This is a genomic window from Streptomyces sp. NPDC002853, assembly GCF_053591915.1.
Map to the genome: position 1 here is coordinate 201373 of NZ_JBSFUS010000008.1, position 15164 is coordinate 216536.

Consider the following 15164-nt stretch of genomic DNA (forward strand, 5'->3'; position numbering starts at 1 on the left):
TCACCGTGACAGGATGCGGGCGCCGCCCGAACCGACACACCTGCGAAGAGGTGCACATGCTCGTGATGCTGTGGAAGCGCTATGGCCTGGTGTTCGCCGCCGGTGCCTTGTGCATCGTGGTGAACTCCCAAGGGCTCGGCCCTCTCTGGTTCACCGGTGTGGCGCTGCTGATCGTCGGTCAGACCATGCGCGTGACACTGATCCGTGCCCAGCGCCCGCCCCTGGGCCGCGAGCCGTTGCTCCTGCGCATGCCTGTCGCCGGGCGCTGGACCGTACTCAACGGCCCGGCCACGAAGGTCCCCAGCCACACCCACAGCCATGCGCAGACCTACGCCGTCGATCTGATGCACGTTCCCGAAGGGAGCGGCGACGGAGTCACGCCGCAGGCCCCGCCCTTCCGCTGGCTCTGGCCGCTCGCCCGGCGCCCCCGCCTCTATCCCACCTACGGCATGCCCGTGCTCGCCCCCGCCGACGGAGTCGTCGTCGCGACCGGGCGACGTCAGCGGGACCACCTGTCGCGCATGTCGCTGCCCGCCTTCCTCTTCCTCTACCTGGAGGGCTTCATCCGCAGTCTCGGCTGGCCGAGCCACCTGATGGGAAACCACATCATCCTGGACATCGGCGACGGCGTGTACGCGGCCTTCGCGCACCTGCGGCGCGGCTCGCTGCGCGTGGCCGTGGGGGACCGGGTGACGGCCGGCCAGGAGATCGCCGAGTGCGGCAACTCCGGCAACTCCTCCGAGCCCCACCTGCACTTCCAGCTCATGGACGGCCCCGATGTGATGACGGCACGAGGTGTGCCGTTCGCATGGCACTACCGCGACGACGAGGGCGTGGAGCACACCGGAGTTCCCGAGGACAGCACGCACTGTGCCCCTGCTGGACCGCTCCCCGTGACGGGCGTGACGGAGCCGGTCGAGGGCCCCGATTCCCGCCGCCGGTGACCGGCAACGCGAAAGCGCTGGTCGGGATCGCTCCCGACCAGCGCTTTCGTGGTCAATCTCTGGTGTCCGAGGGGGGACTTGAACCCCCACGCCCGATAAAGGGCACTAGCACCTCAAGCTAGCGCGTCTGCCATTCCGCCACCCGGACCGGTGGTCTCTCGCGGTTTCCCGCGGCGACGTGGAAAACCATAGCAAACATTCGGGGGCCTCCGATCACACAGGTCAGGAGCGTGAACGGGACGTGACGGCGGGTGCCCGGTCTTGGGTGTCGGAGGGGGAACGCGGGAGGATGAGGGGGACCACCAGCAGCGATAGCGGGAGGAACCATCGTGAGCGAGCCGAGCAGGGCCGACAGGGCGGGCGACGCGGACCGGTCGCGGACCGTCACCGGTGAGGACGAGGTCGTCGATCTCTGCCGCGATCTCATCCGCATCGACACGAGCAACTACGGCGACCACTCGGGTCCGGGCGAGCGCAAGGCCGCCGAGTACGTCGCGGAGAAGCTCGCCGAGGTGGGTCTGGAGCCGCAGATCTTCGAGTCGCACCCCGGCCGCGCCTCCACCGTGGCCCGCATCGAGGGCGAGGACCGCTCCAGGCCCGCGCTGCTCATCCACGGCCACACCGACGTCGTACCGGCCAATGCGCAGGACTGGAGGCACCACCCCTTCTCCGGGGAGATCGCGGACGGCTGCGTGTGGGGCCGCGGCGCGGTCGACATGAAGGACATGGACGCGATGACGCTGGCGGTCGTCCGGGAACGCATGCGCACCGGCCGCAAGCCCCCGCGCGACATCGTGCTGTCCTTCATGGCCGACGAGGAGGCCGGCGGCACATACGGCGCGCGCTATCTCGTCGACAACCACCCGGAGCTCTTCGAGGGCGTCACGGAGGCCATCAGCGAGGTCGGCGGCTTCTCCTTCCAGGTCAACGAGGACCTGCGGCTCTACCTCATCGAGACGGCCCAGAAGGGCATGCACTGGATGAAGCTGACCGTGGACGGCACCGCGGGCCACGGTTCGATGATCCACAAGGACAACGCCATCACGGAACTCTCCGAGGCAGTGGGCCGGTTGGGGCGCCACAAGTTCCCGGTGCGGGTGACCAAGACGCTGCGGCACTTCCTGGACGAGCTCGGTGACGCGCTCGGCACCGAGCTGGACCCCGAGAACATGGACGAGACGCTCGCCAAGCTCGGCGGCATCGCCAAGCTCATCGGAGCCTCCCTGCAGAACACCGCCAACCCGACCCAGCTGGGCGCGGGCTACAAGGTCAACGTCATCCCGGGCCAGGCCACGGCGCACGTCGACGGCCGCTTCCTGCCGGGGTACGAGGAGGAGTTCCTCGCCGACCTGGACCGGCTGCTCGGCCCGAACGTCAAGCGCACGGACGTGCACGCGGACAAGGCCCTGGAGACCACCTTCGACGGGGCGCTCGTCGACGCCATGCAGACGGCGCTCCAGGCCGAGGACCCGATCGCCCGCGCCGTGCCGTACATGCTCTCGGCGGGCACGGACGCCAAGTCCTTCGACGACCTCGGCATCCGCGGCTTCGGGTTCGCGCCGCTGAAGCTGCCGCCGGAGCTGGACTTCGCGGGCATGTTCCACGGCGTGGACGAGCGGGTGCCGGTGGACGGCCTGAAGTTCGGCGTGCGCGTGCTCGACCGGTTCATCGACGCGTCCTGAACGCCGGCGTTCCTCCAATATTCGTCAGCGCGTGCGTACTTGACTGAAAAGAGTGAAAGGGACCATAGGCTCGTAGCCCTATTACCTCCTCCTCGTTACAGGTGGTGCGGTCCGCGGCTGGGATCGCATTGCCAACGAGGAGGAATAATGCTGAAGAAGATCGTCGCTGCTGCGGCTGCCACTGGTGGTCTCGTGCTCGCTGGTGCGGGTATCGCTGCTGCCGACGCCGGCGCCCAGGGTGCCGCCGTGGGGTCTCCCGGTGTGCTCTCGGGCAACGTCGTCCAGGCGCCCATCCACGTTCCGGTGAACGTCTGTGGCAACACGGTCTCCGTGATCGGGCTCCTGAACCCCGCCTTCGGCAACACCTGCGCCAACGTCTGACGTTGTTGTGCCTCACCCCATGAGGGTCTGAGTCTGTCGGCCCCGGAGTGCGAGCCATGCACTCCGGGGCCTTCCGGCATTCGGTGTGCGCGCCCCGAGGCGCGTGCACAATCTCGAAGGTCATAAGGCAGGGAAAACCTATGCGACAGGTCACTCGTAAAGGCCTCATCACGATGGCGGCCGCGACGGGCGTGCTCGCCATCAGCGGTGGATACGCGCAAGCCGACTCGGGCGCCCGCGGGGGAGCATCGGATTCTCCGGGCGTCGCGTCCGGCAACTCGGTCCAGCTCCCGGTCAACGTGCCGCTCAACGTCTGCGGCAACAGCGTCAACGTCGTCGGGGTACTCAACCCCGCGGCGGGCAACAACTGCGTCAACACCTCCGACGACGGTGGCAGCGGCCACGGCAAGCCCTCGGGGGGCGGGTCCTCGGCGGACGGGCACACCAGTGACTCGCCCGGCGTGGCCTCGGGCAACGACGTCCAGTTGCCGGTCGACGTGCCGGTGAACGTCTGCGGCAACAGCGTCACCATCGTCGGCCTCGGCAACGCGACCGGCGGCAACGACTGCGCCAACGACTCGGGCGGGGGAACCCCGCCGGGCAGCGAGAAGCCGCCCACGAAGCCCGAGCAGCCGCCGGGCGGCCCGGAGAAGCCCGAGACGCCGGAGAAGCCGGAGAAGCCGGGCGGGCAGGAGAAGCCGGGGGACCCCGGTACGCCGGGTGAGAAGCCGGTGGACGACCGGGCGATGCCGAACCAGCCGGGGGCTCAGACCATCGCGCAGCCCAAGGGCTCGGAGACGCTCGCCCAGACGGGCAGCGAGCTGCCGGTCGGTGTCATCCTGCCGGTGGGTGCGGGCATGCTGCTCGCGGGCACGGTGCTGTACCGCAGGACACGGTCGAACGCCTGATCAGGGTGCGCGTCGCCCCCTGATCGGGTACGCAGAACGGAGGGTGTCCCGCCTGGTCGGGGCACCCTCCCCGCTCGTTACCTCAGCTCACCAGGTGGCCCGCAGCTGGCGGATGATCCGCCGCTTCAGCCGCACCCTGCGGCTGCCGTCCGTACGCAGGCTCAGGCGGTCCAACTCCCAGTGCCCGTACTCCGCGTGGTCGGTCAGCAGGCGCGTCGCTTCCTTGCGGGTGACCCCGCGCGGCACATACACGTCGACAAATTCGTATTCCGGCATCGCATCTATTGTGCAAGTACAGCCCCGGTACGGATAGCGTCTGCACTATGTCTGATGCTGCGCAGCCCACCGCTGCCGAGGTACGCGCCGCCGCCGAGGCGGTCAAGACCGCGCTCGACCGTCACCTTGCCGCGGTCGAACGCAGGTCGGGTGAGGACGACCCGGCCGTCTACGAAGCGTTCAACGAGCTGGCCGCCGCGGCCGAGGAGTACGACGAGCTTCTCTACGACCGCCATGACGAGGTCACCCCCTTCGAGATCCCCGGTTCGGACAGCGGAGTGCTGCCGCCCTACCAGGGCCCGGAGGAGGCGAACGCGCTCAGCGTGCTGATCCGCAGGGACTACGCCGTGGCGGAGCCGCAGCGGCTCCTCGCGCAGGCCCAGCGGATCGCGGACCTCGACGCGGGCCCGTCGGGCGAGAGGCCCGCGGCCACCGCGGCCGGCAGCAGTGTGCACGCCGCGCTCGGTGTTCTCTTCGGAGAGTTCGAGCCGGACGAGATCGCCTCCCGGCACAAGGAGTTCGGCCTGGAGGAGGGCGATTCCACGCTCTGGGTCACCGCGGCGGACGAGCCCCCCGAGCCGGGGGAGTGGCTCGACGCCCCCTTCGACCAGGCGGACCCGCACCGGGTCCTGTGCCGGTTCGACGTCAGTGCGGTCTTCGACGACGAGCCGGACGACGACGGGATCGAGGTCGACGCCGTGGCGGTGCTCGAGGAGCTCGACGAGGTCGACGAGGTCGATGAGGTGGACGTGCTCGACGTCGACGACGACAGGAGACCTCTGGACGCGGATCGCTGACCCCCGGGCCCGCGGGTGCCGGTGGTCCTCGCGGCCACCGGCACCCGCAGGCGCGGGAAGGGCTCTCGCCTCAGGACGTGGCGGGCGCTGCGGGGGTGGCGGGTGTGGCGGGCACCTGAGGGCGCAGGAGGGTCTGGAGGCGCGTCGTGCGGGCCTTGGCGGGGATCTCCGCCACCGCGCGCGGCAGTGCCTGCTCGGCGCCCTGGACCACCGACAGATGGCGCTCACCGCGGCTGAACGCGGTGTAGACCCAGGGCCTGCTCAGGGCCGCGGTCGCGTCACCGGGCAGCACCACGACCGCCGCGGGCCAGCTCAGGCCCACGGCCTGGTGCGCGGTGAGGGCCCAGGCGTGCCGCACCGTCTGCTCCACCTGCTCCTTCGCGACGACGACGGGGGCGCCGTCGCACTCCAGGTGCAGCCCTTCCGCGTCGGCCCGCAGGACCCGGCCCAGCGTCGTGCGCCCGGGGGCCGGGACGTGGGCGACGCGGTCGCCGGGGTCGAATCCGGCGAACTTGCCGGGGCCGGGGTTCAGCCGCTCCTTGAGCGCGGTGTTCAACGCACGCGTGCCGGCGGCGCCGCCATGCCCGGGAGTGATCACCTGGGTGTCCTCCGTGGGCACGCCGATCGCCCGCGGCACCGAGTCCGCCACGAGCTGGACCGTGCGGTGGACCGCCTCGCCCGCGTCGCGCACGGGGACGATCACGACTTCCTTGCCCGGCGCCTCGACTTCGTTCAGCTCGCCGATGCCGATGCCGGACACCAGCTCCCCGATGGGCCCCGGGTCCGGGACGCGTGAGACGACCTGCGGGCAGCAGCGCGCCGCGAGGAGGTCCGCGAAGACCCGGCCGGGGCCTGCCGACCAGAGCACCCCCGGGTCGCCGCTCAGCACGAGGCGGGCGCCGTCCGGCAGGGACTCCACCAGCATCGCGGCGCTCTCCACGTCCAGCTGCGGCGCGTCGAGGACCACCAGGATGTCGAGGGCGAGCGCGCCGTCCCTGTCCCGCCCGGGGCCTTCCGCCCCGGACAGGAGCCCTGCGACGGTCGCGGTGCCCGCCTCGTCCGTTCCCGCGAGCCCGGCGACGCGACGGCGGCCGGCGGAGCTGTGCGTGGCCGCCCAGGCGCGCAGGCCGAGGCCCGTGGCGGCCTTCAGCACCGCGGCGGGCTCGGCGCGTGCCGCCTCGCCGCCGGTGTGCAGGACGAGACCGTGACCGGCCACCGCGCGGATCAGCTCGGCGGTGGAACCCGGTGCCTCGCCCGCCGCGGACTCCCAGTCGGCGGCCTGGGGGCCCGAACCCTCTTCCTTGGAGAGGGAGTTGATCACCCGGGCGAGGCCGTCGGCGAGGCTCTCCTCCGCGAGGGCGTACTGCTCGAGGCCGACCAGGACGCGGACCGGCTGCTCCGTCTCCTCGCCCTCGCCGTCGGCTTCCTCGCGCGTGGGAGCCGGCGCCGCCGCTGTCTCGATGGCGTCCTGGAAGACCAGGATGTCGCCCTCCGCGATGGCGCTCTGCACCGCCGCGTCCGGATCGGGCACGGCCTGTCGGTCCAGCGCCGCGGTGAGCGCCGCCGCGTCCAGGGCCGTGTGCCCCGCGACGGCGGCCTGCTCCAGGAGCCAGGCGGTGATCGCGCGCCCCCTGCGCTCGTCGTCGGGTCCGCACTCAGCGCCGAGCAGCGCCCGTGCGAACCCGTCGGCCTGCTCCGGGCGCACGCCGCTGACCCGCAGCAACTGCCACGGGTCCGCGCGCAGTTGGTCCTGCGCACCCTCGCCGAGCACCGCCGCCGTCCGTGCCGCGAGGGCGACGGGCGCCCCTCCGTCGGTGAGAACGGCGCGGACCGCTTCCACGGCCTCGTCGCCGGGGCCCGAGGGGGCCGGCGCGACGGGCTGGGGCCGCCGCACGGGCTCCGGCGCGGTCCTGCGGGGTGCGGGCGCGGGCTCGCTGAAGGCGCCGGTGACGGGCTTCTCGCCGCTCTCCACCGCGCGCACGGCGGCCAGCAGGTCAGCGGCCTTGCCGCTGAGCTTGGCTCCGGCGTCGACCGGCCCCTGCTTGGCGGCCTTCCGCTCGGCGATCCGCTCCTGGAGCTCCCGCTGGGCGGCGATCTCCGCCTCCGTCTCGGAGAGTTCCTTGCTCTCCGCGGCGGCCTCGCCTTCCGCGGCGGCTGTGTCGGCGGCGGCTTCCGGAGCCTGCGCCCCGGTTTCCTCCGGAGCCTGTGCCTCGGTCTCCTCCGGGGCAGCGGCCTCCGCTTCCTCCGCGGCAGCGGTCTCCGGCTCCGTACTCACAGCGTGCTCCAGTCGTGATCGGGGTAGCGGTGCACGGGCGCCGACACGTCGTCGAGCGCCCGGCAGATCTCGTCAGGAAGACTAAGGGTCTCCACTGACAATGCGGCCGTGAGCTGCTGCGCGTTGCGCGCGCCGACGATCGGCGCGGTCACTCCCGGGCGATCGCGCACCCACGCGAGGGCGACCTGCAGGGGCGTGGCCGCGAGGCCGTCCGCCGCCGTGGCGAGCGCGTCGACGATGCGGCCCGCGGCATCGTCCAGGTAGGGCGCGACGAACGGCGCGAGGTGCTCGGAGGCGCCGCGCGAGTCGGCCGGGGTGGAGTGGCGGTACTTCCCGGTGAGCACGCCGCGGCCGAGCGGCGACGAGGGCAGCAGGCCCACCCCGAGGTCCATCGCGGCGGGCAGCAGCTCCCGCTCGACGCCGCGCTGCAGCAGGGAGTACTCCAGCTGCGCGCCGGCGAGACGGGTCCGCGTGCCCGGGGCCGCGAGCTGCCACGTCGCCGCCTTGGCGAGCTGCCAGCCGGAGAAGTTCGAGATGCCCGCATAGCGCGCCCTGCCGCTGCTGACGGCGATGTCCAGGGCCTGGAGCGTCTCGTCCAGGGGCGTGCAGGGGTCGAAGGCGTGCAGCTGCCACAGGTCCACGTAGTCCGTGCCCAGGCGGGCCAGGGAGGCGTCGAGCGCGGCCAGGAGGTGACCCCGGGAGCCGTCGAAGCGGCGGTCGGGGTCGGGCACGCTGCCCGCCTTGGTCGCGATGACCAGATCGCGACGCGGCACGAGCCGTTCTATGAGTCGGCCGAGCAGATACTCGGCCTCCCCGTCGCCGTACACATCAGCCGTGTCGACGAGGCTGCCACCGGCTTCCCAGAACACCTTCAGCAGATCGGCGGCGTCGCTCTCCTGGGTATGGCCCCAGGTGAGGGTGCCGAGTCCGATCCGGGACACGCGAAGGCCGGTACGGCCGAGATGCCTCTGCTCCATGGGCGCTGAGATTACTGGCCGTGCTCCAGCGGCGTGAGGGGCTGTGGACAAACCTGTGCCTGTGGAAAACCCGCGAAGCCCCCGGCCACCCCCGCGCCCGCCGCTGACGGGCCCCGTACCCACGCGCTACAGTCCCCGGCACAGGACGTTACTGCTCAGTAAGGGGATTCGGCCATGCAGCTCGGGATCAACCTCGGCTACTGGGGCGCGGGGATGGACGCGGACAACCTCGCCGTCGCCAAGGAGGCCGACAAGCTCGGCTACGCGGTCTGCTGGGCCGCCGAGGCCTACGGCTCGGACGCCGCGACGGTGCTGTCCTGGGTGGCCGCGCAGACCGAACGCATCGACATCGGATCCGCGATCTTCCAGATCCCGGCCCGGCAGCCCGCGATGACCGCCATGACGGCGGCGACGCTCGACTCGCTCTCCGGCGGCCGCTTCCGCCTGGGCCTCGGAGTCTCGGGACCGCAGGTCTCCGAGGGCTGGTACGGCGTCAAGTTCGACAAGCCCCTGGCCCGCACCCGCGAGTACGTCGAGATCGTCCGCAAGGCGATGACGCGCGAACGCCTCAGCTACGAGGGCGAGCACTGGACGCTCCCGCTGCCGGACGGACCGGGCAAGCCCATCAAGCTGACCGTTCACCCGCAGCGCGAGCACATCCCGCTGTACGTCGCCGCGATCGGCCCCAAGAACCTGGAGCAGACCGGCGAGATCGCCGACGGCGCCCTGCTGATCTTCCCCGCCGCCGAGCACCTGGAGGAGACCGCGATCCGCCACCTGCGGGCGGGGCGCGAGAAGGCGGGCAAGACGATGGACGGCTTCGACGTCGTCCCGACGGTGCCGCTCGCGGTGGGGGACGACGTCAGCGGTCTCGCGGACATGTTCCGCCCGTACACCGCTCTCTACGTGGGCGGCATGGGCAGCCGCAAGCAGAACTTCTACAACCAGCTCGCCCAGCGCATGGGTTACGAGAAGGAAGCCGCCGAGATCCAGGACAAGTACCTGTCCGGCGACAAGGAGGGCGCGGCGGCAGCCGTCCCGCGCGAGCTGATCGACTCGACCACGCTGCTCGGCTCCGTGGACCGCATCGCCGACCGCATGCAGGCCTACGCGGCCGCCGGGGTCACCACCCTCACGCTGGCACCCGCCGGCTTCACGCTGGACGAGCGGATCGCGGCCCTGCGCGCGGGTACGCAGGCGCTGGAGCGCGCTGGACTGGCGTAACCCGGGGGAAAAGTTCTGCGGCCGTGGTGGGGGCTCGGGGGTCTTCCCCGCCACGGCCGTCACGGGACACAACGCGTCATGGAGCCCGTCGGTTACGGCCCCGTCCGGGGGCAACCGTCCTTCGTTTGGCGGAGCTGTCCGCGACACCTGTTGCCACACCCGCGCCACCGCACTTGACTTGTTCTTTGCGGAGGTCCGCGCGGAGGGCATGGAGGTGCCACTGATGCTTTCGGCCAGAAGTGTCTTCGAGGAGATCCTCGACAACGACGAGTCGTTCCAGCTCTTCTGTTCCATCGCTGCCAGCGGGGAGTCGCAGGGGGGCTGGGAGAACGGGCGCATCGCGGCGCTGCTCCCCGAGAGCTATCGCGCCCTCACCGCCAAGGTCACCCGGCACGGCGCCGACGAGGACAAGCACGGGCGGATCTTCAACGCCCTGCTCAAGAAGCGCGGCCTGGAGCCCGTCCCCGTGCCGCCCGAGACCGACTACACCATGCTCCTCGAGCGGAAGGGCATCGGCCTCGCGCACGACAAGCTGCGCCGTGAGGAGCCGCTGACCGAGCGGGACGTCGTCGTCTACCTCGCGCACAGCCGCGTCACCGAACAGCGGGCCGCGGACCAGATGGACATGCTCGTCACGTACTTCGGCGACCACCCCGAGGTCGGCAAGGCCATCCGGATGATCTGCCACGACGAGGACAACCACCTGGCGTACTGCCACGAGGAACTGCTGGGTCTGGCGGCGGCCGGCCACGGGCGGACGATCCTGGACACCCTGCACGAGTGCGCCCGCGCCGAGACGCGGGTGTACCGCGACGTGAGCATCGCCGTGATGGGCCACATGGGACGCATCCTGGGCTGGCCGAAGCCCAAGGCGGCGGCGCTCGCCTCGGGCGTCAACGCGCTCTACGCGTTCGAACGGCTCGGCGGCTGGCGGCGGATGGTGTCCCTGAAGATGCCCGAACGGCGCGACGCCCTCGGCGGGCCCGCCACGTCGGCCGCCGGATTCGCGTGACGCGGCCGCACCGCGGCTCGAAGGGTCCTAGAGCCAGCCGCGGTGCTTGAACAGCCGGTAGAGGAAGAACTCGATCCCGACCATCAGCAGGATCACCGCCGGATAGGACCACAGCCAGCGCAGCTCGGGCATGTGGTCGAAGTTCATGCCGTAGACCCCGGCGATCATCGTCGGCACCGCGGCCATGGCCGCCCACGCCGAGATCTTCCGCATGTCGTCGTTCTGCCGCACGCTCATCTGCGCCAGGTGCGCGGACAGGATGTCGGACACCAGGCGGTCGAGGCTGTCCACCCAGTCGTTCACGCGCGTCAGATGGTCGTTGACGTCCCGGAAGAACGGCTGGGCCGTGTCCTTCACGAACGGCACGTCGGGCGCGAAGGGGCCCGACCCGGACAGGCGCATCATGGGCGCCGCCAACGGACCCGTGGCCCGGCGGAACTCGACGATCTGCCGCTTGAAGCGGTAGATCCGGGACGCCGTGTTGCGGCTGCCCCCGCTGTCGGGCGAGAAGACCTCCGCCTCCAGCTCCTCCAGGTCGGTCTGCAGTTCGCCCGCCACTTCCAGGTAGTGGTCGACCGTGGCGTCGGCGATCGCGTACAGGACGGACGTGGGGCCGTGCCTGAGCATCTCCGGCTCGGCCTCCATGCGGTGGCGTACGGCACCGAGGGGTGAACCCTCGCCGTGCCGGACCGTCACCACGAAGCCCTCGCCGATGAAGACCATGACCTCGCCCGACGACACGGCGTCGCTGTCCGGCTCGTACACGACCGGTTTCAGGACCACGAAAAGGGAGTCGTCGAACACCTCCAGCTTGGGCCGCTGATGCGCCTTCAAGGCGTCCTCCACCGCCAGCGGATGCAGCCCGAACTCCCTGCTGACCTCGTCGAACTCGTCCTCCGTCGGTTCGTGCAGGCCCACCCAGACGAAGGCGTCCCCCGCGGCACGTGCCTTGCCCAGGGCATCGGAGAAGTCCGCCTCGCACTCGGTGCGGCGCCCGTCCCGGTACATCGCGCAGTCCACGATCACGGAGGGCATTCTTCCGAACCTCTGCTCGGGGCGCACCCCCGCGTCGGCTTAGGCTGGCCCGCATGCCCACGCTGATCCTCGTCCGGCACGGACGATCCACCGCCAACACCGCGGGCCTGCTCGCCGGGTGGACCCCCGGCGTGGCCCTGGACGAGCGGGGCGCCGCACAGGCCGCCGCGCTGCCCGGGCGCCTCGCGGACCTGCCGCTCGCCGAAGTCGTCACGAGCCCGCTGCAGCGCTGCCAGGAGACCGTCGCGCCGCTGCTCGCCGCCCGGCCGGACCTGCGGCCGCACACCGACGACCGCATCGGGGAGTGCCACTACGGCGACTGGTCGGGCCGCAAGCTGGCCGAGCTGTCCGACGAGCCGCTGATGGAGGTCGTACAGCAGCATCCGTCGGCCGCCGCCTTCCCGGGTGGTGAGTCCATGCGCGCCATGCAGACGCGGGCGGCCGAGGCGGTACGCGAGTGGAACGCGCGCGTGGAGCGCGATCACGGGCCCGACGCCGTCTATCTGATGTGCTCGCACGGCGACATCATCAAGTCCCTCGTCGCGGACGCCATCGGCCTCCACCTGGACCTCTTCCAGCGCATCTCCGTGGAGCCCTGCTCCGTCACCGCCATCCGCTTCACGCGCCTGCGCCCCTTCCTCGTACGCCTGGGGGACACCGGTGACTTCGGGTCGCTCGCGCCCCGCGTGGAGCCGTCGGGCAGCGACGCGGCGGTGGGAGGCGATGCGGGAGCACCGTGATCGTCACCCGCAGTAGGGTGCAGTCGTCGCGCCGAACGAGCGCAAATGATCAACCGCAGTCGATCCCAATGGAGACAGGACGTGTCGCGTCAGGTGTTCCTCTACGACCCGCCGGAACGCTTCGTGGCCGGAACGGTCGGACTCCCCGGACGGCGTACCTTCTTCCTCCAGGCCTCCGCGGGAGTCCGGGTGACCAGTGTCGCCCTGGAGAAGACGCAGGTGGCCGCCCTCGCAGAACGCATGGAAGAGCTGCTGGACGAGGTGGTGCGCCGCAGTGGCGGCAACACCCCCGTGCCCGCGGTGGCGCCCTCGGAGGTCAATGACAGCGCGCCCCTGGACGCACCCGTCGAGGAGGAGTTCCGCGTCGGCACGATGGCGCTGGCCTGGGACGGCGACGAGGAGCGGATGATCGTCGAGGCGCAGGCCCTGGTCGAGCTGGACGCCGAATCCGACGAGGATCTGGCGGAAGCCGAGGAAAGGCTTCTGCAGGACGAGGAGAACGGGCCGCCGATGCTGCGCGTGCGGCTCACCGGGGCGCAGGCGCGCGCGTTCGCCAAGCGCGCCCTGGACGTCGTGAACGCGGGGCGGCCGCCGTGCCCGCTGTGCAGCCTCCCGCTCGACCCGGAAGGACACGTATGCCCGCGGCAGAACGGATACCGGCGGGGCGCGTGAGCACCTCCGGGGTGGAAGCGGCCGCCGGGGTCGTGGAACTGCTGGCCCAGGGGGAGCTGACCGTCCGCGGCCGGATCCGCGAGGCCTCGAACGCGGTGCTCTACTGCTCCGTCTCGTACGAGGGCAGGGAAGCCGTCTGTGTCTACAAGCCGGTCGCCGGGGAGCGTCCCCTGTGGGATTTCCCCGACGGGACGCTCGCGCAGCGGGAGGTGGCCGCGTACGAGGTCTCCGAGGCGACGGGGTGGGGCCTGGTCCCGCCGACCGTCCTGCGGGACGGGCCGCACGGCGAGGGCATGTGCCAGCTGTGGATCGAGGGCTCGGACACCGACCCGGAGGCCGCCGAGGACGGCGGGGAGCTGCTGGCCCTCGTCGAGGGCGCGGAGCCGGGTGAGGGCTGGAAGGCGATCGGCTTCGCCGACGTGGGGGAGGGGCGTACGGCCCTTCTCGTGCACGCGGACGACGAGCGGCTGCGGCGGCTCTCGGTGCTCGACGCCGTGATCAACAACGCGGACCGCAAGGGCGGGCACCTGCTGACCGACGCGGGCCGCCTGTACGGCATCGACCACGGCGTCACCTTCAACGCCGAGGACAAGCTGCGGACGCTGCTGTGGGGCTGGGCGGGGGAGCCGCTGACCGCCGAGGCGGTGGGGGTCCTGGAGTCCCTGCGCGACGGCCTTGGTGACGGGGCGCCGCTCGCCCGCCGACTGGGTGAGCTCATCACCGGGACGGAGCTGGACGCGCTCCGCGCGCGGGTCGCCGCACTGCTGGCCTCCGGAAAGCACCCCGTGCCGGGCGGCGAGTGGCCGGCCATTCCGTGGCCGCCGGTCTAGGGGCTCCTTCCCGCGGTTCCGGCGGGCGTGCGGGGCGAAACCGCCGCTGAGCGGCGGCGCGGTTTCCCGACAGCGGGCGTCCGCGCCCGGACAAACCTTGATCCCCACTCGTATGCGGACGCTCCGTCCGGTTAGGCTCATGGAATGCATGCCTGGCCCGCTTCTGAGGTCCCCGCCCTTCCTGGCAAGGGCCGCGACCTCCGGATCCACGACACCGCGACCGGTGGTCTTGTCACCCTTGACCCCGGTCCCGTCGCCCGTATCTACGTCTGCGGCATCACTCCGTATGACGCCACCCACATGGGTCACGCGGCGACCTACAACGCGTTCGACCTCGTGCAGCGCGTGTGGCTCGACACCAAGCGGCAGGTTCATTACGTCCAAAACGTGACCGACGTGGACGACCCGCTCCTGGAACGCGCCATCCGCGACGGCAAGGACTGGGTCGAGCTCGCCGAGGGTGAGACCGCCCTGTTCCGCGAGGACATGACCGCCCTGCGACTGCTCCCGCCGCAGCACTACATCGGAGCCGTCGAGGCGATACCCGGCATCGTGCCGCTCGTCGAACGGCTCCGGGACATGGGCGCCGCCTACGAGCTGGAGGGCGACGTCTACTTCTCGGTCGAGTCCGACCCGCACTTCGGCGAGGTGTCGGGACTCGACGCCGCCGCGATGAAGCTGCTCTCCGCCGAGCGCGGCGGCGACCCGGACCGCCCGGGCAAGAAGGACCCGCTCGACCCGATGCTCTGGATGGCGGCCCGTGAGGGCGAGCCGAGCTGGGACGGCGCCTCGCTCGGCCGTGGCCGCCCCGGCTGGCACATCGAGTGCGTGGCCATCGCCCTCGACCACCTGGGCATGGGCTTCGACGTGCAGGGCGGCGGCTCCGACCTCGCCTTCCCGCACCACGAGATGGGTGCCTCGCACGCCCAGGCGCTCACCGGCGAGTACCCCTTCGCCAAGGCGTACGTGCACGCCGGCATGGTCGCCCTGGACGGCGCGAAGATGTCCAAGTCCAAGGGCAACCTGGTCTTCGTGTCGAAGCTGCGGCGGGACGGGACCGACCCGGCCGCCATCCGCCTCGCACTCCTGGCGCACCACTACCGCGCCGACTGGGAATGGACCGACGCGGTCCTGACCGAGGCCGTGGAGCGCCTCGGCCGGTGGCGTGCCGCCGTCTCGCGTCCCGACGGACCCTCCGCCGACGCGCTCGTCGAGGAGATGCGCGAAGCCCTGGCCGACGACCTGGACGCACCGGCCGCGCTCGCCGCGGTCGACGCGTGGGCCGCCCGCCAGGAGGCCGAGGGCGGTACGGAGGAGGGCGCCCCCGGCGTCGTGTCCCGCGCGGTCGACGCGCTGCTCGGCGTGGCCCTGTAGTCACGCGGCAATCGTCGGGTCCGACCGTCGGGTCCGA

At 71.6% G+C, this 15164-nt stretch carries 15 protein-coding genes and 1 tRNA gene; 11 read left to right on the top strand and 5 right to left on the bottom strand.

The annotated features are described in order from the left end of the window. The first annotated feature begins 56 nt into the window (after positions 1-56). The gene (locus tag ACWD02_RS22965; protein WP_451213860.1) at positions 57-944 is read left to right on the top strand and encodes a M23 family metallopeptidase; all 888 of its coding nucleotides are present in this window, start codon (positions 57-59) and stop codon (positions 942-944) included. Positions 945-1004: 60 nt separating this feature from the next. On the opposite strand, the gene ACWD02_RS22970 is transcribed toward ACWD02_RS22965, so the two are convergent. Next, positions 1005-1092 (bottom strand) — tRNA-Leu (locus tag ACWD02_RS22970). Between the two features lie 181 nt (positions 1093-1273). Between ACWD02_RS22970 and ACWD02_RS22975 the strand changes: the two genes are divergently transcribed. The 3 genes from ACWD02_RS22975 (at position 1274) to ACWD02_RS22985 (ending at position 3915) form a co-directional block, all read left to right on the top strand. Beyond that, the gene (locus tag ACWD02_RS22975) at positions 1274-2626 is read left to right on the top strand and encodes a M20/M25/M40 family metallo-hydrolase (RefSeq protein ID WP_363210839.1); all 1353 of its coding nucleotides are present in this window, start codon (positions 1274-1276) and stop codon (positions 2624-2626) included. Between the two features lie 147 nt (positions 2627-2773). Next, on the top strand, positions 2774-3007 hold the full coding sequence (chpH, locus tag ACWD02_RS22980; protein WP_363210840.1) for a chaplin ChpH: 234 nt from the start codon (positions 2774-2776) through the stop codon (positions 3005-3007). Positions 3008-3147: 140 nt separating this feature from the next. Further along, entirely contained in the window at positions 3148-3915 is a 768-nt protein-coding gene (locus tag ACWD02_RS22985) for a chaplin family protein (RefSeq protein ID WP_451213864.1), read from the top strand. An 87-nt stretch (positions 3916-4002) separates the two neighbouring features. On the opposite strand, the gene ACWD02_RS22990 is transcribed toward ACWD02_RS22985, so the two are convergent. After that, positions 4003-4191, bottom strand: coding sequence for a DUF5703 family protein (locus ACWD02_RS22990; RefSeq protein ID WP_363210842.1), 189 nt, complete (start codon positions 4189-4191; stop codon positions 4003-4005). 47 nt (positions 4192-4238) lie between these two features. Here ACWD02_RS22990 and ACWD02_RS22995 point away from each other — a divergent pair, with 47 nt between their 5' ends. After that, positions 4239-4988 carry a hypothetical protein gene (locus tag ACWD02_RS22995; RefSeq protein WP_451213868.1) on the top strand — a complete coding sequence of 250 codons (750 nt, stop codon included), beginning with the start codon at positions 4239-4241 and terminating at the stop codon, positions 4986-4988. Positions 4989-5058: 70 nt separating this feature from the next. On the opposite strand, the gene ACWD02_RS23000 is transcribed toward ACWD02_RS22995, so the two are convergent. Further along, positions 5059-7263 carry a helix-hairpin-helix domain-containing protein gene (locus ACWD02_RS23000; protein WP_451213871.1) on the bottom strand — a complete coding sequence of 735 codons (2205 nt, stop codon included), beginning with the start codon at positions 7261-7263 and terminating at the stop codon, positions 5059-5061. After that, positions 7260-8240, bottom strand: coding sequence for an aldo/keto reductase (locus ACWD02_RS23005; RefSeq protein WP_451213874.1), 981 nt, complete (start codon positions 8238-8240; stop codon positions 7260-7262). The genes ACWD02_RS23000 and ACWD02_RS23005 overlap by 4 nt, the downstream gene beginning before the upstream one ends. A 174-nt stretch (positions 8241-8414) precedes the next feature. On the opposite strand from ACWD02_RS23005, the gene ACWD02_RS23010 reads away from it, so the two are divergent. Both ACWD02_RS23010 and ACWD02_RS23015 read left to right on the top strand, forming a co-directional pair. After that, positions 8415-9464 carry an LLM class F420-dependent oxidoreductase gene (locus ACWD02_RS23010; RefSeq protein ID WP_451213877.1) on the top strand — a complete coding sequence of 350 codons (1050 nt, stop codon included), beginning with the start codon at positions 8415-8417 and terminating at the stop codon, positions 9462-9464. A 223-nt stretch (positions 9465-9687) separates the two neighbouring features. After that, complete coding sequence (locus ACWD02_RS23015; protein ID WP_451213880.1) at positions 9688-10476, top strand: ferritin-like domain-containing protein; 789 nt, start codon at positions 9688-9690, stop codon at positions 10474-10476. Positions 10477-10503: 27 nt separating this feature from the next. Here ACWD02_RS23015 and corA read toward each other — a convergent pair whose 3' ends face one another. Continuing rightward, the gene (gene corA, locus ACWD02_RS23020; RefSeq protein WP_451214574.1) at positions 10504-11502 is read right to left on the bottom strand and encodes a magnesium/cobalt transporter CorA; all 999 of its coding nucleotides are present in this window, start codon (positions 11500-11502) and stop codon (positions 10504-10506) included. A gap of 62 nt (positions 11503-11564) precedes the next feature. Here corA and ACWD02_RS23025 point away from each other — a divergent pair, with 62 nt between their 5' ends. The 4 genes from ACWD02_RS23025 (at position 11565) to mshC (ending at position 15127) form a co-directional block, all read left to right on the top strand. Beyond that, positions 11565-12251, top strand: a complete 687-nt coding sequence (locus tag ACWD02_RS23025) for a histidine phosphatase family protein (protein WP_451213883.1) — start codon at positions 11565-11567, stop codon at positions 12249-12251. An 81-nt stretch (positions 12252-12332) separates the two neighbouring features. Further along, a complete protein-coding gene (locus ACWD02_RS23030) occupies positions 12333-12923 on the top strand; it encodes a DUF3090 domain-containing protein (RefSeq protein ID WP_451213886.1) in 591 nt (196 codons plus the stop codon). Beyond that, positions 12887-13753 carry an SCO1664 family protein gene (locus ACWD02_RS23035; protein ID WP_451213888.1) on the top strand — a complete coding sequence of 289 codons (867 nt, stop codon included), beginning with the start codon at positions 12887-12889 and terminating at the stop codon, positions 13751-13753. Before ACWD02_RS23030 ends, ACWD02_RS23035 begins: the two co-directional genes overlap by 37 nt. Before the next feature lie 144 nt (positions 13754-13897). After that, positions 13898-15127, top strand: coding sequence for a cysteine--1-D-myo-inosityl 2-amino-2-deoxy-alpha-D-glucopyranoside ligase (mshC, locus tag ACWD02_RS23040; RefSeq protein ID WP_451213891.1), 1230 nt, complete (start codon positions 13898-13900; stop codon positions 15125-15127). Positions 15128-15164 lie beyond the last annotated feature (37 nt).

Coding starts and splice junctions, on each gene's coding strand:
- ACWD02_RS23005 (WP_451213874.1), bottom strand. CDS start 8,240: ATGGAGCAGAGGCATCTCGGCCGTACCGGCCTTCGCGTGTCCCGGATC.
- ACWD02_RS23010 (WP_451213877.1), top strand. CDS start 8,415: ATGCAGCTCGGGATCAACCTCGGCTACTGGGGCGCGGGGATGGACGCG.
- mshC (WP_451213891.1), top strand. CDS start 13,898: ATGCATGCCTGGCCCGCTTCTGAGGTCCCCGCCCTTCCTGGCAAGGGC.
- ACWD02_RS23015 (WP_451213880.1), top strand. CDS start 9,688: ATGCTTTCGGCCAGAAGTGTCTTCGAGGAGATCCTCGACAACGACGAG.
- ACWD02_RS22995 (WP_451213868.1), top strand. CDS start 4,239: ATGTCTGATGCTGCGCAGCCCACCGCTGCCGAGGTACGCGCCGCCGCC.
- ACWD02_RS22990 (WP_363210842.1), bottom strand. CDS start 4,191: ATGCCGGAATACGAATTTGTCGACGTGTATGTGCCGCGCGGGGTCACC.
- ACWD02_RS23025 (WP_451213883.1), top strand. CDS start 11,565: ATGCCCACGCTGATCCTCGTCCGGCACGGACGATCCACCGCCAACACC.
- ACWD02_RS22965 (WP_451213860.1), top strand. CDS start 57: ATGCTCGTGATGCTGTGGAAGCGCTATGGCCTGGTGTTCGCCGCCGGT.
- ACWD02_RS23035 (WP_451213888.1), top strand. CDS start 12,887: ATGCCCGCGGCAGAACGGATACCGGCGGGGCGCGTGAGCACCTCCGGG.
- ACWD02_RS22985 (WP_451213864.1), top strand. CDS start 3,148: ATGCGACAGGTCACTCGTAAAGGCCTCATCACGATGGCGGCCGCGACG.
- chpH (WP_363210840.1), top strand. CDS start 2,774: ATGCTGAAGAAGATCGTCGCTGCTGCGGCTGCCACTGGTGGTCTCGTG.